24 protein-coding genes and 1 pseudogene are annotated in these 21,836 nt (G+C 68.1%); 14 read left to right on the top strand and 11 right to left on the bottom strand.

The window, feature by feature from the left end; translation table 11 throughout:
* Nucleotides 1-49: 49 nt before the first annotated feature.
* The 3 genes from fdhD to GS4_RS00225 form a co-directional block, all read right to left on the bottom strand.
* The gene (gene fdhD / locus GS4_RS00235) at nt 50-934 is read right to left on the bottom strand and encodes a formate dehydrogenase accessory sulfurtransferase FdhD (protein WP_007616261.1); all 885 of its coding nucleotides are present in this window, start codon (nt 932-934) and stop codon (nt 50-52) included.
* A gap of 72 nt (nt 935-1,006) precedes the next feature.
* Nucleotides 1,007-1,444, bottom strand: coding sequence for a D-aminoacyl-tRNA deacylase (gene dtd, locus GS4_RS00230; RefSeq protein ID WP_040508824.1), 438 nt, complete (start codon nt 1,442-1,444; stop codon nt 1,007-1,009).
* A gap of 63 nt (nt 1,445-1,507) precedes the next feature.
* Complete coding sequence (locus GS4_RS00225) at nt 1,508-2,866, bottom strand: LLM class flavin-dependent oxidoreductase (protein WP_007616259.1); 1,359 nt, start codon at nt 2,864-2,866, stop codon at nt 1,508-1,510.
* 132 nt (nt 2,867-2,998) lie between these two features.
* Between GS4_RS00225 and GS4_RS00220 the strand changes: the two genes are divergently transcribed.
* The 3 genes from GS4_RS00220 to GS4_RS00210 are packed head-to-tail and all read left to right on the top strand — an operon-like array spanning nt 2,999 to nt 7,543.
* Nucleotides 2,999-3,895, top strand: coding sequence for an LLM class F420-dependent oxidoreductase (locus GS4_RS00220; protein ID WP_007616258.1), 897 nt, complete (start codon nt 2,999-3,001; stop codon nt 3,893-3,895).
* A gap of 49 nt (nt 3,896-3,944) precedes the next feature.
* Entirely contained in the window at nt 3,945-5,714 is a 1,770-nt protein-coding gene (locus GS4_RS00215; RefSeq protein ID WP_007616257.1) for an ABC transporter transmembrane domain-containing protein, read from the top strand.
* A gap of 26 nt (nt 5,715-5,740) precedes the next feature.
* Entirely contained in the window at nt 5,741-7,543 is a 1,803-nt protein-coding gene (locus tag GS4_RS00210) for an ABC transporter ATP-binding protein (protein WP_040508857.1), read from the top strand.
* A 13-nt stretch (nt 7,544-7,556) separates the two neighbouring features.
* Here GS4_RS00210 and GS4_RS00205 read toward each other — a convergent pair whose 3' ends face one another.
* Together GS4_RS00205 and GS4_RS00200 are read right to left on the bottom strand one after the other, a co-directional pair.
* Nucleotides 7,557-8,285 carry an SIMPL domain-containing protein gene (locus GS4_RS00205; protein ID WP_007616255.1) on the bottom strand — a complete coding sequence of 243 codons (729 nt, stop codon included), beginning with the start codon at nt 8,283-8,285 and terminating at the stop codon, nt 7,557-7,559.
* Nucleotides 8,282-8,671, bottom strand: coding sequence for a phage holin family protein (locus GS4_RS00200; RefSeq protein ID WP_007616254.1), 390 nt, complete (start codon nt 8,669-8,671; stop codon nt 8,282-8,284). Before GS4_RS00200 ends, GS4_RS00205 begins: the two co-directional genes overlap by 4 nt.
* Nucleotides 8,672-8,793: 122 nt before the next feature.
* Between GS4_RS00200 and GS4_RS00195 the strand changes: the two genes are divergently transcribed.
* A complete protein-coding gene (locus GS4_RS00195) occupies nt 8,794-10,008 on the top strand; it encodes an alpha/beta hydrolase family protein (protein ID WP_007616252.1) in 1,215 nt (404 codons plus the stop codon).
* A 17-nt stretch (nt 10,009-10,025) separates the two neighbouring features.
* Here the strand turns inward: GS4_RS00195 and GS4_RS00190 are convergent, their stop codons facing one another.
* Together GS4_RS00190 and GS4_RS26290 are read right to left on the bottom strand one after the other, a co-directional pair.
* A complete protein-coding gene (locus GS4_RS00190) occupies nt 10,026-10,520 on the bottom strand; it encodes a hypothetical protein (protein ID WP_007616250.1) in 495 nt (164 codons plus the stop codon).
* Complete coding sequence (locus GS4_RS26290; RefSeq protein WP_007616249.1) at nt 10,517-11,002, bottom strand: MarR family winged helix-turn-helix transcriptional regulator; 486 nt, start codon at nt 11,000-11,002, stop codon at nt 10,517-10,519. Before GS4_RS26290 ends, GS4_RS00190 begins: the two co-directional genes overlap by 4 nt.
* Nucleotides 11,003-11,089: 87 nt before the next feature.
* Between GS4_RS26290 and GS4_RS00180 the strand changes: the two genes are divergently transcribed.
* The 9 genes from GS4_RS00180 (at nt 11,090) to truA (ending at nt 17,360) form a co-directional block, all read left to right on the top strand.
* Nucleotides 11,090-12,301, top strand: coding sequence for an FAD-dependent monooxygenase (locus tag GS4_RS00180; protein ID WP_007616248.1), 1,212 nt, complete (start codon nt 11,090-11,092; stop codon nt 12,299-12,301).
* 280 nt (nt 12,302-12,581) lie between these two features.
* Nucleotides 12,582-12,803, top strand: a complete 222-nt coding sequence (gene infA, locus GS4_RS00175; protein ID WP_007616247.1) for a translation initiation factor IF-1 — start codon at nt 12,582-12,584, stop codon at nt 12,801-12,803.
* An 88-nt stretch (nt 12,804-12,891) separates the two neighbouring features.
* Nucleotides 12,892-13,005 (top strand): 50S ribosomal protein L36, encoded by a 114-nt coding sequence (gene rpmJ, locus GS4_RS00170; RefSeq protein WP_005207978.1) that lies wholly within the window; start codon nt 12,892-12,894, stop codon nt 13,003-13,005.
* 228 nt (nt 13,006-13,233) lie between these two features.
* A complete protein-coding gene (rpsM, locus tag GS4_RS00165) occupies nt 13,234-13,602 on the top strand; it encodes a 30S ribosomal protein S13 (RefSeq protein ID WP_007616246.1) in 369 nt (122 codons plus the stop codon).
* The gene (gene rpsK, locus GS4_RS00160) at nt 13,602-14,009 is read left to right on the top strand and encodes a 30S ribosomal protein S11 (RefSeq protein WP_007616245.1); all 408 of its coding nucleotides are present in this window, start codon (nt 13,602-13,604) and stop codon (nt 14,007-14,009) included. The genes rpsM and rpsK overlap by 1 nt, the downstream gene beginning before the upstream one ends.
* Nucleotides 14,010-14,033: 24 nt before the next feature.
* On the top strand, nt 14,034-14,639 hold the full coding sequence (gene rpsD / locus GS4_RS00155) for a 30S ribosomal protein S4 (RefSeq protein ID WP_007616243.1): 606 nt from the start codon (nt 14,034-14,036) through the stop codon (nt 14,637-14,639).
* A 73-nt stretch (nt 14,640-14,712) separates the two neighbouring features.
* A complete protein-coding gene (locus tag GS4_RS00150) occupies nt 14,713-15,768 on the top strand; it encodes a DNA-directed RNA polymerase subunit alpha (protein ID WP_007616242.1) in 1,056 nt (351 codons plus the stop codon).
* Nucleotides 15,769-15,828: 60 nt separating this feature from the next.
* Entirely contained in the window at nt 15,829-16,464 is a 636-nt protein-coding gene (gene rplQ, locus GS4_RS00145; protein ID WP_007616241.1) for a 50S ribosomal protein L17, read from the top strand.
* Nucleotides 16,464-17,360 (top strand): tRNA pseudouridine(38-40) synthase TruA, encoded by an 897-nt coding sequence (gene truA / locus GS4_RS00140; RefSeq protein ID WP_040508809.1) that lies wholly within the window; start codon nt 16,464-16,466, stop codon nt 17,358-17,360. The genes rplQ and truA overlap by 1 nt, the downstream gene beginning before the upstream one ends.
* Before the next feature lie 34 nt (nt 17,361-17,394).
* On the opposite strand, the pseudogene GS4_RS00135 reads toward truA, so the two are convergent.
* The 3 genes and pseudogenes from GS4_RS00135 to GS4_RS00125 all read right to left on the bottom strand — a co-directional run.
* Nucleotides 17,395-17,754: pseudogene (locus GS4_RS00135) on the bottom strand (hypothetical protein); the annotation flags it as partial.
* Between the two features lie 49 nt (nt 17,755-17,803).
* The gene (locus tag GS4_RS00130) at nt 17,804-18,346 is read right to left on the bottom strand and encodes a TM2 domain-containing protein (protein WP_007616237.1); all 543 of its coding nucleotides are present in this window, start codon (nt 18,344-18,346) and stop codon (nt 17,804-17,806) included.
* A 41-nt stretch (nt 18,347-18,387) separates the two neighbouring features.
* The gene (locus GS4_RS00125) at nt 18,388-19,440 is read right to left on the bottom strand and encodes an alpha/beta fold hydrolase (RefSeq protein WP_245555522.1); all 1,053 of its coding nucleotides are present in this window, start codon (nt 19,438-19,440) and stop codon (nt 18,388-18,390) included.
* A gap of 167 nt (nt 19,441-19,607) precedes the next feature.
* On the opposite strand from GS4_RS00125, the gene GS4_RS00120 reads away from it, so the two are divergent.
* Entirely contained in the window at nt 19,608-20,270 is a 663-nt protein-coding gene (locus tag GS4_RS00120) for a DedA family protein (RefSeq protein ID WP_007616232.1), read from the top strand.
* A 36-nt stretch (nt 20,271-20,306) separates the two neighbouring features.
* On the opposite strand, the gene GS4_RS25805 is transcribed toward GS4_RS00120, so the two are convergent.
* Nucleotides 20,307-21,836, bottom strand: coding sequence for an AAA family ATPase (locus GS4_RS25805; RefSeq protein ID WP_007616230.1), 1,530 nt, complete (start codon nt 21,834-21,836; stop codon nt 20,307-20,309).

The raw sequence follows: 21,836 nt of genomic DNA, 5'->3' as shown, positions 1-21,836 counted from the left end.
GGTCCGCTGTACTGCAGGTCGAGGTACCTCCGACCCGGTGGCTGTGCTGCTACCCGGCCGGGGTCGGATTGCCGACAGGGACGTGCACGCGGTCGGCGCGAGAGTAGAGCACCAGTGAGTCGTCCCGGACGAAGCCGGCCAACGTCATACCCACCTCCGAGGCCAGCTCGGCCGCCAGCGAGGACGGCGCCGACACCGCCGACAACACGGGAACGCCTGCCATGGCGGCCTTCTGGACGAGCTCGAAGCTCGCGCGCCCGGACACCTGGAGGATGTGTCCGGTCAGTGGGAGGAGACCCTGTTGCGCGGCCCAGCCGATGACCTTGTCGACCGCGTTGTGCCGACCGATGTCCTCGCGCAGCACGAGGGGATCGAGACCACCGCCATCCGTTCCGGCATCGAACAGCGCCGCGGCGTGGAGTCCGCCGGTCTTGTCGAACACCGCTTGGCCGGCGCGGAGGCGATCCGGCAGTGCGAGCAAGGTGTCGACGTCGACCTGCATCGGATCGGTGCCGGGGTCGTGGGTCGATCGCGCACGTACGGCGTCGATGCTCGTGGTGCCACAGATCCCGCACGCGCTGGTGGTGGTGAGGTGGCGTGCGATCGATGGATCGAACGGCGGTGCCGACGATGCCAGGTTCACGTCGAGGACGTTGTAGGTGTTGGCGCCGTCGGCGTCGGTCCCGGCGCAATAGCGTGCGGTGACCAGGTCGTCGGCCGCGCCGATGATGCCCTCGGCCAACAGGAGTCCGGTGGCGAGTTCGACATCGTGGCCCGGGGTCCGCATCGTGACCGTCAGCGTGACGCCGTCGACCCGGATCTCGAGCGGCTCCTCGACGGCCAACAGATCCGCTCGGGTGGAGACGAGCGCAGGAACGGCATCGTCGCCGCGGCGGATCCTGGTGACCCGTCGTCGAGCCGTGATGCGTCCCATGGCCTCACGCTACTCGCCGGTCGGCATCCCCGGCAGTGCCAGACCTCGAGCAGGGCCAGACCTCCAGCAGGGCTAGACCTCGAGCTGGATGGTGACCGGACCGTCGTTGACCAGTGAGACGCGCATGTGGGCGCCGAACTCGCCGGTCGCCACTGTCGCGCCGGCTGCACGCAGTGACGCGACCACCGCATCGACCAGCGGCGCAGCGGTCGGTCCGGGCGCCGCAGCGTTCCAACTGGGGCGCCGGCCCTTGGCGGTGTTGGCGTACAGCGTGAACTGGCTGATGACCAGGATCGGGGCGTCGAGGTCGGCGGCCGACCGCTCACCGTCGAGGATGCGCAACCGCCAGATCTTGTCCGCGAGCTTCTCCGCGTCGGCGGCCGTGTCCTCGTGGGTCACCCCGACGAGGGCGACCAGTCCGTGGCAACCGTCGGGGATGTCGAGCGCTCCGACGATCCGGTCGTCGACCGCCACCGACGCCTCCGTCACCCGTTGGAGAACCGCCCTCATGATTCGCGCCCCATGCCCCCAGCATGAACCCACGGCGCCGCAGCGGGGTCGAGTGGGACCCGTTCAGCTCGCGTGCGACTCGGTCGCGGGATCGCTGAAGCGGCTGTCCGGCCGGGGGAGGCCGAGGTGGTCACGGAGGGTGGTCCCGGTGTACTCGGTGCGGAACAGTCCGCGCCGCTGCAGGATCGGGACCACGTGCTCGGTGAAGACCTCGAGTCCGCCCGGGTAGTACGGCGGCATCACGTTGAAGCCGTCGGCGGCCCCGGTGGTGAACCACTCCTCGATGGTGTCGGCGACCTGTTCCGGCGTCCCGGCGAAAACCCGATGTCCGCGCGCGCCGGCCAGACGGTGCAGCAGCTGTCGCAGCGTCGGTTGTTCGCGCGTCACGATGCCCGCGACGACCTGTGCCCGGCTCCGCTGGTTGTCGGTGACGTCGCCGGAGTCGCCGAAGACGTTCACCGGCAGCGGTGCGTCCAACTCGTACGTCGACAGGTCGACGGCCGTCAGTGCCTGCAACTGCGCGATGCCGAAGGCGGGCACGGTGAGCTCGTCGAACTCCCGCTCGAGCTCCGTGGCGGCTGTCTCGGTGTCGGCGATGAAGGGGCTGAGCCCCGGGAGGACGACCACATGGTCGGGGTTGCGACCGAGTGCGGCGGCCCGCGACTTGATGTCGGAGTAGAAAGCCCGACCGTGCTCGAGCGTCTGATGCGCGGTGAAGATCGCCTCGGCGTACTGCGCCGCGAACGCCCGACCGTCGTTGGATGCACCGGCCTGGACCAGTACCGGATGGCCCTGCGCGGTGCGCGGGGCCGTGAACGCGCCGCGCACCTGCAGATGTTTGCCCACGAACTCGGCGCGGTGGATCTTCTCGGCGTCCGCGTACACACCGTTCGCGCGATCCAGGACGAGCGCGTCGTCCTCCCAGCTGTCCCAGAGGCGGAGGGTGGCGTCGACGAACTCACGAGCGCGGTCGTAGCGGAGTGCCGGATCCGGATGCCCCGACAGACCGAAGTTCTCGGCCGCCGCGTCGTGCGCGGTGGTGACGATGTTCCAGCCCGCGCGACCCTTCGAGAGGTGATCGAGGGTCGAGAACAACCGGGCGAGGTTGTACGGCTCGTAATAGGTCGTCGACGCCGTGGCGATCAGACCGATCCGGCTCGTGGCACCGGCGATGCTGGTGAGCAACGAGATCGGCTCGAGCCGGCCTGCGGTGCTGTGCTGGGGACCTGAATGGAGGACCGGACCGTCGGCGAAGAAGATCGCGTCGAAGTGCGCGGCCTCCGCCGTCTGCGCGATCTGGTGGTAGTAGTCGGCGTCGAAGATCCGCTCCGGCTGCGAGAGCGGATGTCGCCAGGCCGCCTCGTGGTGACCCGCCGGATAGATGAAGGCGTTCAGATGCAGAGACGGTGGATTCGCAGGCACGGGTCCACCTTCCCGTCGGGTTACGCTCGGGGCCAACACTTTCGCGCTCGATGAGCCGATGTCGGGCGAGTTCTCGGCGGGCGGTGGGACCGCATCGGGAATACGGTTTCCGACACCCCGGTTGCCTGGGACATGGCTCCCACCCCCGACACCACGAGCACCGAGACCACGAGCACCGACAACTCAGGCGCGGCCGATCGGGCCGCGCACATCGCACGCTTCGGCACCCATGGCACGTGGGGCTGGTTCGGGAAGTTCTCCCCGGACCAGGCACGGGCCATCGAGGAACTGGGCTACGGCACGATCTGGCTGGGCGGGTCTCCCGAGCACCTCCGACCGGTACGCAAGGTCCTCGACGCGACCGAGAACATCACCGTCGCGACCGGCATCGTGAACATCTGGAACACCGACGCCGCCGCCATCGCCGACGAATTCCACGAGTTGGAGGCCGATTTCCCGGGTCGCTTCTATCTCGGTGTCGGCGCCGGCCATCCGGAGGCCACCGCGGAGTATCAGAAGCCCTACGACGCGGTGAGCGCATACCTCGACGTCCTCGACGAGAAGAACGTGCCGACCGAACGTCGACTGCTGGCCGCCCTCGGGCCGCGGATGCTCCGACTGTCGGCGAACCGCGCGCTCGGCGCGCACCCCTATCTGACGCCACCGGCGCACACCGAGATCGCACGGACCGAACTCGGTGACGGTGTCCTCCTGGCCCCCGAGCACAAGGTCGTCGTCGACACCGACGCCGCGGCGGCACGCGCGGTCGGTCGGCCGCCGGTGGACCAGCCGTATCTGCACCTGACCAATTACGTCAGCAACCTCAAGAGACTCGGCTGGACCGACGCCGACATCGAGAACGGCGGCAGCGACGCACTCATCGACGCACTGGTCGCCCACGGTGACGCTGCGAGCGTGCGTGCCCAGGTCGACGCGCACCTGACCGCGGGCGCCGACCACGTCGCCATCCAGGTCCTGGGCGACGGTGATCCGGTCGGACCCTTGCGAGAGATCATCACCGCCGCCTGAAGGCCGGTGCCGAGGGTCGGGCCATCGCCTCGTCATTAGGCTGGCCCCCATGTCAGCAGAGGGGCCGGCGGTCACCGGCGGTGCGGTGCTCAAGCGCACGATGACCCGCCAACGCGGTCGGCTGATCGCATCATCGGCGTTGTTCTGTGTGCACCAGTTCTGCGAGGCGATGGTCCCGGTGGCTATCGGCGTCATCATCGGTCGGGCCGTCGAGACCGGTGACCTCCGGGCCATGGTGATCTCGCTCGTCGCACTGGCGGCTCTGTTCGTCGTGCTGTCCTACGCCTATCGGTTCGGTGCCCGCATCATCGTCGTCGCAATCCAGCGCGAGGCCCACGCCATGCGCGTCGAGGTGGCCGGTCGGGTGCTGCACCCACGTGGGGTCCGCACCGACCTGGTGTCGGGCGAACTGCTGACCGTCTCCACTTCCGACGCCGAGAAGACGTCCTGGATCCTCGACGTCGTCGCGCGGACCGCTGCAGCGGTCACGGCCACGGTGGTGTGCGCGGTCGCACTGCTCGTCGTCGACATCCCGCTCGGCGTCGCGGTACTCGTCGCCACTCCGCTGATCATGTACCTGCTGCACCGGGTAGCGCCCTTGCTCACCGTCCGCGCCACCGAACAGCAGGCTCGTGTGGCAGCGGTGTCGGGGATGGCGACCGATCTCGTCAGCGGTGTGCGACCGCTGCGCGGCATCGGCGCCGAGGGGGCCGCCTCGGCGCGGTTCGCCGCGTCGAGCCGGTCCGCGTTGGATGCGACGCTCGCGATGGCACGTGCCAACAGCGTCTACCAGGGTGTGTCGACGACCATCAGCGCGCTGCTGGCCGCCGGTGTCGCGGGTATGGCCGGGTGGTTCGCCCTGGAGGGACGCATCTCGATCGGTGAGCTGATCGCCGTGGTCGGCCTGTCGCAGTTCATCATCGAACCCCTGACCACGATGTCCCGTCTGCCGGGGATCGCCGCCGTCGTCCGGGGTTCGGCCGACCGCCTCGCCATGGTGTTGGGCGCCGAGCATGCTCTTCCCGACAGCGGGTCGACCGTCCCGACCACCACGGACATCGCCGTGAAGGGCGTCAGCTATCGGTCGCTGGCCGGCATGGACCTGTCGGCGGCCCCCGGCGAGGTGCTGGGCATCGTTCCACTGCGCGCGCAGGACGGTGAGGCGCTGGCCCGGATCCTGTCGGGACAGGTGTCCGTCGACGACTACGACGGCATCGTCGCCGTCGGCGGGATCCCGGTCCGCGACCTCGATCTCGCCGGACTCCGACGCTCGGTGCTCGTCGAGCCCCATCTCACCGACCTGTTCGCCGGCAGTCTCCGCTCCAACATCACCGCGCGCGCCGACGACGGCCGTGACCTCGACCCCTATCTGGCGGCATCGGCGACGAGCGACGTCGTGGCGTTGCACGACGACGGACTCGAACACGTCATCACCGACCGCGGAGCGAGCCTGTCCGGAGGGCAGCGTCAGCGCGTCGCGCTTGCGCGAGCCCTGGCTGCCGCGCCGCCGGTCCTGGTCCTGCACGACCCGACCACCGCAGTCGATGCCGTGACCGAGCACTCCGTTGCCGCCGGGATCCGCGACGTCCGGCACGGTGGCGGACACCCGCACACCACAGGCTCGAACACCACAGGCTCGAACACCACAGGCTCGTACACCACACGCCTGAACACCACGATCCTGATCACCACGAGTCCGGCGTTGCTTGCCGTCACCGACCGTGTGGTGGTGGTCGACGACGGTCGCGTGGTCACCGAGGGCACCCACCGTCAGCTGGCCGACGGCGACCGGCGCTACGCAGAGGTGGTGCTCCGGTGACCGATGCCCCGATGACCGATGCCCCGATGACCGGTCCCGCAGCCGAGCTGCTGCCGATCGCCACCGGTCGACGCTCCGGGGTCTTCCTCGCGAACGAACTGCGACGACGACCGTGGCTGACCGCGGTGACGATCCTCGTCGGCGCGGTGGCCGCGGCGATGTCGGTGATCCCGGTCTACGTCTTCGGCGTGCTCGTCGACCGCGTCACCGAGCGGGCCCCGACCTCCACGATCGTCACGGTGGTCGTGGTGATCGCGGCGGCTGCGCTGGTCGGTGGTGTATTCACCGCACTGAGCACCTACCTGATCAGCCGACTCGGTGAGGGCATCCTCGCGTCGCTCCGGGAGAGGGTGCTGCGCCGGGCGCTGCACCTGCCGATCAGCACGCTCGAGAACGTCGGCAAGGGCGACCTGCTCTCGCGGGTGGGTGACGATGTCGCCGTGATGGCCAAGTCCGTGGGCGAGGTCATCCCCAACATCGTCTCGGCGCTGCTGCTGGTCGTGCTGAGCGTGGTCGCGATGCTCGGTCTCGACTGGCGGCTCGGACTCGCAGGTCTCGTCGCGTTGCCGATGTACGTACTCGCCCTGCGCTGGTACCTGCCGCGGTCCGGTCCGCTCTATGCCGCTGAGCGTGTCGCGATGGGCCGACGGTCGGAGGCGCTGATCAGCAGCATGCGGGGATCGCGAACGGTGCGCGCCTACGGTCTCGAGGAGGCGCATCTCGCCGAGATCGACGCCGCGTCGGGTGTCTCCCGCGACATCAGCATCCGCGTCTTCGGGCTGTTGACGAGATTCGGTTCCCGCAGCAACCGGGCCGAATGCGTCGGGTTGTCGGTGATCCTCGCGGCGGGATTCCTGTTCGTGGACGGCAGCGACCTCACCGCGGGCACCGTCACCGTCGGTCAGGTGACGACGGCGGCGCTGCTGTTCCACCGACTGTTCAACCCCATCGGGATGCTGATGATGTCCTTCGACGACGTCCAGTCGGCGGGCGCCAGCCTCGCTCGTCTCGTCGGGGTCATCGACATGCCCGGCGAGCGCGTCGTCGGTACCGGCCGTAGCCCGTCGGGTTCGACTCTCGACGTGATCGGGCTGCGTCATTCCTACGAGCGAAACACCTCAGATCCGGACGACGGTTCGCCGCGTGCGCACGAGGTGCTGCACGGGATCGACCTCACCGTCGGTGCGGGCGAGACCGTCGCATTGGTCGGGTCCACCGGTGCGGGGAAGTCGACCATCGCAGCGATCGCGGCCGGATCGATCGACCCGACGTCGGGCACGGTGCGGATCGGCGGGACCACGCTGGCCGAGCTCGGGGCCGACGAGATGCGTCGGCACATCGCGATCGTCAGCCAGGAGGTGCACGTGTTCGCGGGACCGCTCGTCGAGGACCTGCGGCTGGCCGCCCCGACAGCTGATCGGGATGCCGTACGCGCGGCGCTCGAGACGGTCGGCGCGGACGACTGGGTGGACCATCTGCCCGACGGCATGGACACCATCGTCGGCGAGGGCGGACACGACGTGACGTCGGCGCAGGCGCAGCAGTTGGCGCTGGCCCGTCTGGTCCTCGCAGATCCGGCCATCGCGGTGCTCGACGAGGCGACCGCCGAGGCAGGCAGCTCGGGGGCACGGGATCTCGAGTCCGCGGCGCTGGCGGCCACCGATGGCCGCACCACGCTGGTGGTCGCGCACCGACTGACACAGGCCGTCGCGGCCGACCGGGTCGTCGTCCTCGAGGACGGCCGGGTCCTCGAGCAGGGAACCCACGATCAGCTCGTCGCAGCAGGTGGTCGGTACGCGCGACTCTGGTCGGCGTGGAAGAGCGGCTGACCCCGAACTGCCGCTATTTCAGGCCGTAGGTGACCGTGACGGTGAAACGCAGGGTCTGCTCGCCCGGCTCGATCGGCACCGGCGACGAGGCCGCGCTCGAATCACGTTGCAGCGTCTGGGCTGCGGGCTGATCCTGACCGCTGGTCGTCTCGTTGATGGTGATGACCTTGCCCAACGAGTCGCCTGCCAGACCCGCGTACTGCTCGGCGCGACCGCGGGCATCGTCGAAGGCCGCTTTCCGGGCCTGTTCGAGCAGGTCGGAGTCGTCGTCGATGGCGAAGGACACGTTGCTGATCCGGGTGTCGTCGCCGCCGGCATCTGCCGCCTTGGCGAGCACGTTGGACGCCTTGGGGATGTCCCGGATCGTGACGCGAACGGTGTTGGTCGCCTGATACCCGGAGATCTGAGGCGCGCCACCCGGCGATGTCCCGGTGTACTGCGGGTTGAGCGACACCTGCTGGGTCTGGACGTCCTTGCGATCGACCCCGGCCGCCACCACGGCGTCGGTGATCTTCCCGACCTCTGTGTTGGCCGCGTTCAAGGCCGACGAGACGTCGGAGCCGGTCGCCTCGACGCCGATGTCGGCGCGCAGGGTGTCCGGGGTCCCGGTCACCTCGCCCGAGCCGACCACGGTGACCGTGCGCGGCTTGTCACCGCTGTCACCGTCGTCGCCACAGGCGGTCACCCCGAGCAGGAGTGCCGCGACGGCTCCGGCGGCGAGGGCCAGTCGACGCGGGCTCACTCCACCGGCTCCTTCAGCAGCAGCGCCAGAGCCCAACTGACGATGGACACCACGATCGCACCGAGGATCGCCGACCAGAAGAAACTCTCGACCTCGAGACCCCAGTGGGTGGTGTTGCGGGTGATCCACGCGGTGATCTCGAGCATGAACGCGTTGATCACGATGTGGATCAGACCGAGCGTGAGGATGTAGAGCGGGATCGACAGGATCTGGACGATCGGCTTCACGATCGCGTTGACGACACCGAAGATCAGCGCCACCACGACGACGATGCCGACCTTCTGTGCGGTTCCCGATCCGCCGACGAAGTCGAGCCCGGGAACGATGAGAGTGGCCACCCACAGCGCGACGGCGGTGAAGGCGGTGCGGATGAGGAACGCGACCATGGAAAGGCATTGTGCCAGCACAGTGCTGGAAAGCCCATGACCGGAAACGCCGTGCCGCGCCACCCGATCTTTGCCATAGTCATGAGCACAGCCCACGTGGGTGCATCGCGAGAGGCGGATCGATGACCCTGCTCTTCCAGAACGACCAGCACGACGAGTTCGGCACGTGGGCCCTGGCCTACATCCCCTACGGCGGCGCCGATTTCGGCGAGATCCAAGCGGTCGCCGAGGCCGTCGGGGGTGGAGACGACAGCGCGTTCTACGCGGCGTGGGTCGCACTGGGCGACCGTCTCGCCGCAGACGCCGACTCCGCTTCGACGAGTGGACATGGCGACTCGGCCCGAGAGCTCTTCCTCAAGGCCAGCGTCGCGTACGCGGCGGCATACCACCCGCTCTACGGATCGCCGGTCGACGCTCGGCTGGTGGCGGCCTTCGACAAGCAGGTCGCGATGTTCGACGCCGGACTGGCCCTCGGTGACGCGCCGGTGCAGCCGGTGCGCATCCCGTTCGAGGACACCACGCTGCCGGGCTATCTCGTTGCAGCCGATGGCCACGCGGACACGAAGCGGCCGCTGATCATCCTCACCAACGGATACGACGCGACCATCACCGACATGTACTTCGCATCGGCGGTCGCCGCACTGCGCCGTGGCTACCACGTCCTGCTCTTCGACGGTCCCGGGCAGGGAGAACTGTTGTACAAGCAGGGGATACCGATGCGTCCCGACTGGGAGACCGTCATCTCGGCGGTCGTCGACTTCGCGGTGACCTCGCCGATCGTCGACGCCGACTCGATCGTGCTCAGCGGGTGGAGTCTCGGTGGCTACCTCGCCCCACGCGGCGCATCGGGAGAGCATCGGCTCGCGGCCGTGGTCGCCGACCCGGGTGCATGGGACGTCGGAGATGCGATGAGCGCCTTCGCCGAGGCGATGGGCGCCCCGTCGGATGCGGTGGCCGATCCGTCGAAGATCGATCAGTCGATCATCGACGGGATGAAGTCGATGATCGAGTCCAATGCGTCGATGCGGTGGCGCATCGAGAACCGTGGCTTCTGGGTGAACGGTGTCGACGATCTGCGCTCGTTCATCGAGACCTCGTTGCAGTATCGGATCTCGGACGTCGCGTCATCGATCTCCTGCCCGTTGCTGGCGACCTCCGCGGAGAACGACATCCTGGGCAAGGGAGCGGAGACCCTGGTCGCCGCGGTGGGGGAGAAGGCGACGCTGATCCGGTTCACCGCCGCCGAGGGGGCGGGTGAGCACTGCGAGATGACCAATCGCACGCTGCTCAACCGTCGGGTCCTGGATTGGATCGACGACACCCTTGCGGCGCGCTGACTTGGGTCGGCGATGAACTACCGCAGGAACTCGACGAGTGCGATCCAGGAGAAGGCGACGCCGCTGAGCATCGCCATCACGGCGCCCGCCGCGACCCAGCCGTAGCCACCAGGCGAGTCGGTGACGATCAGGGCCACACCACCGATGACGAACAGCGCGAGCGGCGCGACCGCGAGGACGACCTTGACGGGCATCAGGTGCCACGGTTGGGTGCGGTCGGTGACGATGTAACGCACCGCGGAGCAGGCGTAGACGGCCAGTAGCACCGTCCCGCCGAGGATCTCCGCACCCAGAGCCCACAGAGGTTGGTTCGGCACCAGGCACAGGCAGGTGGCGAGCAGGCCGATCGCGAGTGACGCGATCGCGGTCGCACTGCGCGCGGTGCCACCCCGCGCGGCGAGGATCTTCTCGATGTTGACCGACATCGCCACGATCAACAGACCGGCCAGGGCTCCGCTGGCGCTCGCCACCGCGACGTTGAAGTCGGACCATGCTTCCAGCGGTGCGCTCATGTGGTCGGTCCCGTCTCGTCGCGTGGTGCGTCCTCGACCCGCGCCCGGTGGCGCTCGGTGAGGGCGGTCATGTCGGCCAGCAATGTCGCGAGTCGATCGAGCTCGGCGATCGTCGTGTCGTCGAACAGACCCTGACCCTCCACGACCATCGGTCCGTACGCAGACCAGACCCGGTCGCGCCCGGAATCGGTGAGCTCGACCATCACGCGCCGACGGTCGGTCGGCGACGGTGAGCGACGTACGAGCCCGCGTTCGGCAAGGCGGTCGATCAGGGCGGTCGTAGCGGCCGGGCGCAACCCGGCCGCCACCGCGAGCTCGCCTGCTGTGCGCGGACTCTCACTGAGCACGTCGAGGCAGCGCAGGTCGGCGGCGCCGACGCCGAGTGCACGACCGACCGCGTCGTCGAAGGCCTGCACGGTCCGCTGGTACCGCTGTAGGGCCCGGCCGACCTCGCCGACGGCCTCTTGACGGGTGCGTACCACCGTGCTTTCCTTTCGATATCCGAATGATTCGATCATCGAATCTAACGATGATCGAAACATACGTTTTTCGTACGAAAGGATTGTGCCATGCGCGCACTGGTGGTCGGCGGCGGAATCGCGGGTCCGGCGTCGGCGACGGCGTTGCGGACCATCGGGATGGATGTGGTGGTGGTCGAGCGTTCGACGCCGGAACGCCGGCGGGGCGGGTCGTGGTTCACCATCACGCCGAATGGCCTCGCCGCACTCGCTGCGATCGGCGTCCTCGACGAGGTCCGCCATCTCGGGGTGCCGACCCGGACCAATCGGATGGTCGGTGCGACGGGACGTCTGCTGGGGGAGTTGGGACTCGGTGCCCCGCTCGACGACGGGACGCCCGGCGGCACCCCGGCGCTGTCGTTCCGGCGGCCGGAGTTGGCGGCCGCGCTACTGGACGCGGCGCGCGAGCGTGGGGTGGAGGTGGTCGACGGAGTCGGGGTCGTCGCGGTCACGGGTTCGCCGAGCGATGCGTCGCTGGGCCTGGCGGACGGGCGCCGGATCGACGGTGACCTCGTGGTCGGGGCCGACGGCATCTCCTCGGTGGTCCGCGGGGCCGTCGACCCGGATGCGCCGGCCGGTCGGTACGTCGGTCTGGTGAACTTCGGCGGCGTCACGCGCGCAGATGCGGTGCCCGCGACAGAACTCTCGCCCGGGTCGTGGACGTTCGTCTTCGGTCGGCGGGCGTTCTTCGGCGCTCTGCCCACCCCCTCGGGGGATGTGGTGTGGTTCGCCAACGTGCCCCGAGAGCCGGTGTCGGGAGCCGAGCGTGCATCGACGCCGGCGGACCGGTGGCGCGAGATGCTCGTCGATCTCGCCCGCCCCGACGTCGGTCCCTTCGCCGACCTCATCGCGGCCGGGGAGGTCGAGCTGGCCGCCGACAACACCCACGACCTGGCGTCGGTCCCGATCTGGCACCGCGACCGGATCGTGCTGATCGGTGACGCCATCCACGCGCCGGCGCCGAGCTCCGGGCAAGGGGCGTCGATGGCGCTCGAGGACGCGGTCGTGCTCGCCGAGAAGCTGGCCGTGGCACCCGACCCGCAGGCGGCGTTCGCGGGTTTCGAGGCCGCACGCCGCAAGCGGGTGGAGAAGGTGGTGGCGGTCGGCGCACGATCCAGCAGTGCCAAGACGCCCGGCCGCGTGGGAAGGGTCGTCTCGGAGTTCGCGATGCGCCAGGTCTTCGCCCATGTGGTGACCGATCGCTCGCAGCGCTGGCTCTTCGACCACCGGGTGGGCGCCGGCCTCGCCAGGCAGGGCAGCTGAGGGTCCGGTTGAGCAGCCCAGCTGAGCAGCACAGACGGGGTCTGACGCGCATTTGGACTGCTCGCGGCTGTTCGCGTAACATGGACCGTCGGTGCGCATCGCGCGCCGGTATCTGCGCGTGTCATCGACCGGGTCCCGATCCGATCGATGTTCGCTCCGGTCCCGGTAGGTGCCATCACCCTAACGGATAAACACTGAGTCAACCCGGCTTCGCGTCCACCGTGTCCGCAGTCCACCGGACTGTTCGGCACGCCGAACGCCAGCCAGGATCGCGGAGGACATGGCGAAGAAAGACGGGGCCATCGAGGTCGAGGGTCGCGTGGTCGAACCCCTGCCGAATGCGATGTTTCGCATCGAGCTGGAGAACGGTCACAAGGTTCTCGCCCACATCAGCGGCAAGATGCGACAGCACTACATCCGCATCCTGCCCGAGGACCGGGTCGTCGTGGAACTCTCGCCCTACGACCTCGCTCGTGGCCGGATCGTTTACCGATACAAGTAAGACCTCCCGGACAACAGTTCGGGGAACCCGACACCCGTGGGCATGGCGCTGCGTCGTGCGCGCGGGTCGATGAGCAGGAGAGATTGACGTGAAGGTGCAGCCGAGCGTCAAGCCGATCTGTGAGAAGTGCAAGGTGATCCGCCGCAACGGTCGGGTCATGGTGATCTGCGAGAACCTGCGTCACAAGCAGCGTCAGGGCTGATCCACACCGATCAGGTCGCTTGAGATCGAGTGACGACAACCGAATACCGACAACTGAACACCGCTGCGGCGCCGGCCACCACCGGACTGGTCGCCACAGCATCTGAAGCCCTCCCAACACCAGCGCGGACACACGAGTCCACGCCTACCTCCGGATCAGAGGCCGGAGCCCGACAGCGTTCGGGGCGGACTGGGAGAAGACCTCTGAGAACGAAAAGGAATCCGCCACATGGCACGTGTTGCTGGTGTGGATCTCCCCCGCGAGAAGCGGCTGGAGATCGCACTGACCTACATCTATGGAGTTGGGCGTACCACCTCCAAGGAGATCCTGGAGGGGACCGGTCTGAGCGCCGATCTCCGCGCCAAGGATCTGACCGACGCTGACGTCGCGAAGCTGCGTGAGTACATCGAGAGCTCGGTGAAGGTCGAGGGTGACCTGCGCCGCGAGGTCCAGGCCGACATCCGTCGCAAGATCGAGATCGGCTGCTACCAGGGTCTGCGCCACCGTCGTGGCCTGCCCGTCCGCGGACAGCGCACCAAGACCAATGCCCGTACTCGTAAGGGCCCGAAGAAGACCATCGCCGGGAAGAAGAAGTAATGCCTCCGAAGTCACGTAGCGCAGGCCCCAAGAAGGGCACTCGCCGTCGCGATAAGAAGAACGTCCCGCACGGCAATGCACACATCAAGTCGACGTTCAACAACACCATCGTCTCGATCAGCGACCCCAACGGGAACGTGATCAGCTGGGCCTCGTCGGGCCACGTGGGCTTCAAGGGCTCGCGTAAGAGCACGCCGTTCGCGGCGCAGCTCGCAGCCGAGAACGCTGCCCGCAAGGCCCAGGAGCACGGCGTCAAGAAGGTCGACGTGTTCGTCAAGGGACCGGGTTCGGGTCGTGAGACCGCGATCCGGTCGCTGCAGGCCGCCGGTCTCGAGGTCGGCACCATCTCTGATGTCACCCCGCAGCCGCACAACGGTTGCCGTCCGCCCAAGCGGCGTCGGGTCTAGCGGGAAAGGGAGGAACAGTAAGCAATGGCTCGTTATACCGGCCCCGCCACCAAGAAGTCCCGTCGTCTTCGCGTCGATCTCATCGGCGGCGATCAGGCGTTCGAACGTCGCCCCTACCCGCCCGGCCAGCACGGCCGCGCGCGGATCAAGGAGAGCGAGTACCTGCTCCAGCTGCAGGAGAAGCAGAAGGCCCGCTTCACCTACGGCGTCCTGGAGAAGCAGTTCCGTCGCTACTACGAGGAAGCCAACCGTCGCAACGGCAAGACCGGTGACGAGTTGCTGCAGATCCTCGAGACGCGTCTGGACAACGTCGTGTACCGCTCCGGCATCGCCCGGACCCGTCGTCAGGCCCGCCAGCTGGTCAGCCACGGCCACTTCACCGTCAACGGTGTGAAGGTCGACGTGCCCAGCTACCGCGTCAGCCAGTACGACATCATCGATGTCCGGCCGAAGTCGCTGCAGACCGTCCCGTTCCAGATCGCCAAGGAGCTCCTCGGCGATCGTCCGGTCCCGGGTTGGCTGCAGGTGGTCCCGTCGACCCTCCGCATCCTCGTGCACAAGGTGCCCGAGCGTGCGCAGATCGACGTGCCCCTGCAGGAGCAGCTCATCGTCGAGTTCTACTCGAAGTAATCCTCCGGCAGCTCACGCTGCTCGGTTCACCCTCGAGGCCGTCATATAGCGGTCGGCCAAAGGAGAAACAGAAATGCTCATCTCACAGCGACCCACCCTGACCGAGGAGATCCTCGCCGACGACCGGTCCAAGTTCGTCATCGAACCGCTCGAGCCCGGCTTCGGCTACACCCTCGGTAACTCGCTGCGCCGTACTCTGCTGTCGTCCATCCCGGGCGCGGCGATCACCAGCATCCGTATCGACGGCGTGCTCCACGAGTTCACCACCGTCCCGGGCGTGAAGGAGGATGTCACCGACATCATCCTGAACCTCAAGGGCCTCGTGGTGAGCTCCGAAGAGGACGAGCCGGTGACCATGTACGTCCGCAAGCAGGGACCGGGTGCCGTGACCGGTGCCGACATCGTGCCCCCGGCCGGTGTCACCGTGCACAACCCCGATCTGCACATCGCCACCCTGAACGACAAGGGCAAGCTCGAGATCGAGCTCGTCGTCGAGCGGGGTCGTGGCTACGTCCCGGCCGTGCAGAACAAGGCGTCGGGTGCCGAGATCGGCCGTATTCCGGTCGACTCGATCTACTCGCCGGTGCTCAAGGTGACCTACAAGGTCGAGGCGACCCGTGTCGAGCAGCGCACCGACTTCGACCGTCTGGTGCTCGATGTGGAGACCAAGAACTCGATCAGCGCGCGTGACGCGTTGGCGTCGGCGGGCAAGACCCTGGTGGAGCTCTTCGGGCTCGCCCGGGAACTCAACGTCGAGGCCGAGGGCATCGAGATCGGGCCGTCGCCGGCCGAGGCCGACCACATCGCGTCGTTCAGCCTGCCGATCGAGGATCTCGAGCTGACCGTCCGGTCCTACAACTGCCTGAAGCGCGAGGGTGTCCACACCGTCGGCGAGCTGGTGGCACGGACCGAGTCGGACCTGCTGGACATCCGCAACTTCGGTCAGAAGTCGATCGACGAGGTCAAGGTCAAGCTGCACGCGCTCGGACTGTCCCTCAAGGACAGCCCGGCCAGCTTCGACCCGTCGCAGGTCGCCGGTTACGACCCGGCCACCGGCACGTGGTCGGACGAGGCGTCGTCGTTCGACGGCGACTCCGGTGAGGATTTCGCTGAAACCGAGCAGCTGTAAGGCTGTCGCCCAACCCCGACTCCCGGTCGAGAGATCGTGAGTTTCTTCTAGGAGAAGACAATGCCCAAGCCCACCAAGGGTGCCCGTCTCGGCGGCTCGGCCAGCCACCAGAAGGCGATCCTGGCGAACCTCGCCACGTCGCTCTTCGAGCACGGTCGGATCACCACGACCGAGGCGAAGGCCAAGCGCCTGCGCCCGTACGCCGAGAAGCTGATCACCCACGCCAAGGCCGGCTCGCTGGCCAACCGGCGCGAGGTGCTCAAGGTGATCCGCGACAAGGACATCGTGCACGCGCTGTTCGACGAGATCGGCCCGTTCTTCGCCGATCGCAACGGCGGATACACCCGCATCATCAAGACGCTGCCGCGCAAGGGTGACAACGCCCCCATGGCCGTGATCGAGCTGGTGCGCGAGAACACCGCGTCCAACGAGGCCACCCGCGCCACCCGCGCGGCCGCCTCCAAGAAGGCCAGCGAGGCCAAGGCCGCCGACACCACCGCTGACGACACCACCGCTGACGACACCACCGCCGACGCGCCTGCAGACGACAACGTCGTCGAGGCTGTCGAGGCCGAGGCGTCCGACGCCGCGGTCGAGAACGCCGACGCGGTCGCCGAGGGCCTCACCGACGAGACGACGGCGGAGAGCGCCACCGAGATCGTCGAGGACGCCGACACCAAGAAGGCAGACGACTGATCGACGATCAGTCCTCGGGACCCGCCGCCCCCATCGGGGACGGCGGGTCCTGTCGTTTGCGGTTCGACATCGGCTACGACGGGACCGCATTTGCCGGCTGGGCACGTCAGATCGGGCAGCGGACGGTCGTCGAGACCGTCGAGACCGCGCTGACGACGGTGTTGCGTGCACCGGTCCGGCTGACTGTCGCCGGCCGCACCGACGCCGGAGTCCATGCCGAAGGTCAGGTCGCCCACACCGACATCCCGCGGGCTGCGCTGGACACCCGGTCGATCGGCGGTGACCCGGCACGTCTCGTCGGACGCCTCGCGAAGATGCTGCCCGACGACGTGCGGGTCAAGCAGATCATCGAGGTGTCCGAGGATTTCGATGCGCGGTTCTCGGCGCTGCGCAGGCACTATCGCTATCGGCTCACCGATGCCGCCTGGGGTGCCGAGCCCACGGTTGCCCGCATCACCGCGGCCTGGTCTCGCCCCCTCGACCTCGACGCCCTCAACGCGGCGTCCGCAACGCTGGTGGGACTCAACGACTTCGCGGCGTTCTGTCGCCGTCGCGACGGTGCGACCACCATCCGCGATCTGCAACGGTTCGCGTGGCATCGCGCCGACGACGGCGTCCTGATCGGTGAGGTCACCGCGGACGCGTTCTGCTGGTCGATGGTGCGTTCGCTCGTCGGTGCCGTGGGCGCGGTCGGCGACGGTCGGCGATCGGTCGAGTGGTGTCGCGGACTGTTGGACGAGCGCGCGCGCAGCAGCGCCGTCACCGTCGCGGAGGCGCGCGGACTGAGCCTGGTGGCCGTCGACTATCCGGACGCGGCCGATCTCGCGGCACGCAACATCGTCACCCGGGACGTGCGCTCTGGCGATGCGAGCACCGGCGGATGCTGCGGGGGCTGATGCCCCGGGGTCTGAGGCTGCGGCGTCTGGGCCGTCAGGCGAGCCCGGCCAGTGAGCGTGCGTAGGCGACCCGGTTGGAGATGTCGGGCATGGTGACCGGCGAGAAGGCCGGGATGTTCGCGACATGCGTGATGCCGCCGCCCCACACGGTGACCTGTACGTAGCCGGTGGTCTGCCGGTCCTTCATCAGCAAGAACAACAGGCTGAGGAAGCAGACCAGGAAGAAGCCGACCAGCGCGAGCACCAGACCGACCTGCGACATACGCTCCGTGGTCACCGACATGTCGGTGACCGCCCATTGGCTGCCGACGATCGGGAAGGTACCCGACGGGGTGATGACATGAGTCTGGGTACAGGTGATGTCACCGATCACGACGAGCGGCGGCTCGTGCCCCGGAAGGCCCTGGTTCAGATAGGTCATGACGTGGTGCCCCCCGGCCCGTTCAGCTTCGCAGTTGCAGTCCGTTGGCGTCGCGCACCGAGCCGGTGAGCATCATTATGCCGTCGACCAGCGCCCAGATGCTGACGCCGAGCAGGATCGGCAGACCGATCAGAAAGATCGCTGTCACGAACCCGACGATAGTCAGTCCGAGCTGGATTCCGCCGATGGTGTTGTCGCCGATGTAGAAACGGCCGACGCCGAAGGTGCCGAGGAAGATCTGCAACAGGCCGGCGGTGAGCTTCGACTTGTCCGACAACGGCTCGCCACTCAGCGGGTCCCGACCGTAGGGGGCACCGGCATCCGGCGCACCGGGGTAGCCGCCGTACGCGGCATACGGCTGGGGTTGACCGGGCTGCTGGAAACCTGGCTGTTGGTACCCCTGCTGCGGGTAGCCGGGCTGCTGGTATCCCTGCTGCCCGTACCCCTGTTGCGGGTAGCCGGGCTGCTGGTACCCCGACTGGGGGTAACCGGGCTGCTGTCCCTGGCCGTGGCCCTGGTTGCCGTAGGGATCCGGGTTCTGGTCCGGGTGTCCGGGGTAGCTCATGCGCACATCATCGCACGATGAGGTGGCGGCGACTCACCAGGTCAGGTCGCACTGCGCTCGTCGTCGATGGCGTCGAGGACCGCTTCGACCGTCGCATCGTCGCCCTCGAGGTCGTCACTGCTCCGACCATCGGAGAGCAGGCGTTGCCACACCTGCGGGTCGAAGGTGTTGGGCTCGGTCCGATGCAGGAAGTCGATGATCACCCTGGCGAACCTCTCCGGATCGTCGCGGAACGGGAAATGGCCGGAACCGGAGAAGGTCTCGAGCTCGGAGTGACCGATCGCGGCATGGGCGATCTGTGCGTGGGCGTAGGGGATCACCGAGTCCTCGTCGCCCCACACCACCAGCACCGGTAGTCGCTCGGTCAGGTAGCAGCGGTCCATCATCGTGACGGCCTGCCCCCGCCAGTCGACCACCGCCCGTAGCGTCCGCAGGAACGCGGCCGATGCGGTCGGATCGGCCAGGTCGGCGAGTACCCGCAGGAGGTCGTCGTGGTCCTTGATGAACCGGCGTGGCGAGATCGCATCAGGCAGTGCGGGCGCCGAGGGGATCGCATCGAGAGCGCGCGTGATCTGCCGGAGTCCCGGGAGGACGCCGGGCACGCGGAGGAGTCGTAATGCCTCGTTGGCGACCGGCATGGACACGATTCGCAGCGCGGGATTGACCTCGCGGGTCACGCCGCCGGTCGCCACCAGCACGAGCCGCTCGACGAACCTCGGGAACTGGTAGCAGAACTGCATCGCGACCCCGCCGCCGAGCGAGTGCCCGACCACCGTCACCTTGGTGTGGCCCAGTACGACCAGGAGGTCGCGCATCCCGTTGGCGAACGCCGCGACCGAGTAGTCGGCACGGGGTTTGTCGGATCGCCCGTGGCCGAGCAGATCAGGTGCGATCACCGTGTAGTGCTGCGCGAGCAGCGGGATGACGTCGTTCCAGGTCGACGAGTTGTCGCCGATGCCGTGGACCAGCAGGATCGCCGGGCCGCTACCGGCGATGCGATAGGCGCGGCGATACCCGTGGATGGTGTGCTCGGCGAGACGGATCTCGGTGTCGGTGACCGAACGCAACGCAGCGCGGTCGTGGACGACGGGCACGAGGATCTCCTCACAGGTCGGGTCGGGGCCGAACCGCCCCACTGCGAGTAAACCCCAGATGTGCGCCGTCCGCCGGACATGACCATCGCATGAACACCTCGGGGTTCCACCCGCATGGCGGTCGTGCGTGGATGTCGGGACCCGTGCGGTTCTCTACGCTGGATCCGGTGAACCCGTTCGACATCGACTCATTTCTCGCGACCGGGGGACTGATCGGTCTCTGTGTACTGATGTTCGTCGAGACCGGCATTCTGATCGGCTTCATCTTTCCCGGCGACTCGGTGTTGTTCACCGCGGGAATCTTTGCTGCGCAGCCGGATCCGTTCGCCCCACTCTGGCTGCTCTGTGTGACGGTGCCGATCGCGGCGATCCTGGGCGACCAATGCGGGTACTTCATCGGCCGACGTCTTGGTTCGAGCGTGCTGGAGGGCCGGCTGATGCGGCTCATCGGCCCGGAGCCGCTGGAACGCACCCACCGCTACTTCGAGAAGTACGGCGCGCTGACGGTGTTCTTCGCGCGGTTCATCGGCATCGTCCGCACGCTGACACCGCTGGTCGCGGGGTTCACCGGTATGCCGTACCGGGTGTTCACCCTCTTCAGCATCCTGGGCAGTTTCACCTGGGCCGCCGGGATCATGGTGCTCGGCTACTTCCTCGGGCACGTCGCGATCATCCGCGACAACATCGACATCATCATCATCGCGTCGGTGCTGACCGTGGTGATCCCGATGGGCATCCATCTGATCGTGCGGTGGCGGAAGCTGCGGGCGCAGCGCGGGGAGACGGCAGCCGAGGACACCACGGATCAGGCGTCCGACGCCCAGGTCTGAGGCGGGACGACAGCGTTCGGCCTCACCCCAGAGACCTCACCCCAGGAACGGCTCGTCCCGACGCATGTTCGTGCCGGAGAAGTCGTCGGCGATGGTCGCCGCGAGCTCCACGAACGACCGCCGGGTCTGCTTGCCGACCAGATCGAGGTCGACGTCGGCTCCCTCGGAGAGGTGATCGTCGAACGGCACCGTGTGTACGGCCCGGCAGCGGGTGAGGAAGTGCTGGCCGAGTTGTTCGGTGTCGATGGTCGACGATCCCGGCCGTGAGGCGCTGAGCACCACCACCGCACGGGACACCAGGTGGCCGAACCCGTGGGCCTCGAGCCAGTCCAGGGTCGCGCCGGCACTGCGGGCACCGTCGAGTGCGGGGGAGCTCACCAGGATGATCGCATTGGCGAGGTCGAGTACACCGTTCATCGCCGAATGGCTCAGTCCGGTACCGCAGTCGGTGATGATGATGTTGTAGAACCGCTGCAGGATCCGGATGACGCCGCGGTACTCCTCCTCGTTGAACGCCTCGGCCATGGCCGGGTCGCGTTCGGAGGCGAGGACCTCGAGACGCGACGGTGCCTGGGAGGTGTGCGCGCGGACATCGGAGTAGCGGTAGACGTTGTCGTCGGCGAGCAGGTCGCGAACCGTCGACCGGGTCTGCTGCGGGATGCGCTGCGCCAGCGTCCCGAGGTCGGGGTTGGCGTCGACCGCGATGACACGATCGCCTCGCAGAGACGCGAAGGTCGATCCGAGTCCGACGGTGGTGGTGGTCTTGCCGACACCGCCCTTGAGGGACAGCACCGCGATGCGGTAGTCGCCCCGGACCGGCCGGTTCACCCGCTCGAGCAACTGCTGGTACTGGATGTCGCTGGGTGCCTCACCGGGGTTGATCGCACCGGCCGACAACGTGTGGACCGCTCGCCGCCAGCCGCGGCTGGGGGCCCGCCGAGCCTTGCGGATCAGGGCGACCTCGTCGAGTCCGGGACCGCCGGGCTGCGTGGCCCCCGGCATCCCGCCATACCGCGGATCGCCGTACTGGGGGCCGGCGTTGTGCGGGCCCGGGATCTGCGGGCCCGGGTTCTGGGGGCCCGGACCCTGAGGACCTGCGGGGTACGGATTGGGCGCGTACAGCGGCTGCGCGAACTGGTCGGGAGCCGGTTGCCCGGGACCGGACTGACCGGGGCCCGGCTGACCAGGGGAGTACTGCGGCGGCGCGAACTGCTGGTTCGGCTGGGCGTATTGGTCCGGCGCGTATTGATCAGGCGAGTACTGGTCGGGTGAGTACTGGGGTGTGGCGAACGGGCTCGGACCCTGGAGTCCTGAACCCTGGGCTCCAGAACTCTGGGGCCCAGAACTGTGAGGTTCGGCGTACTGGGCATCCGCGAACCGGGATTGCGGCGAGTCCTCTGGCAGGTCGTCACCGAGCGCGTCGGCCGACAGCGCGCCCGACCCCCTGGTCGGCGACGGCTCGTCCGATGCATCGTCCGGGGTCGGATTCGCGAACTGCAGCCATGGCGGTGACGCCGGATTCGGCGCATCGGCGTCGCGAGAACCCTCGGGATCGTCATAAGTCAT

This window comes from Gordonia soli NBRC 108243 (assembly GCF_000334455.1).
GTDB lineage: Bacteria > Actinomycetota > Actinomycetes > Mycobacteriales > Mycobacteriaceae > Gordonia > Gordonia soli.
This window is presented reverse-complemented; position numbering and strand designations above follow the sequence as displayed.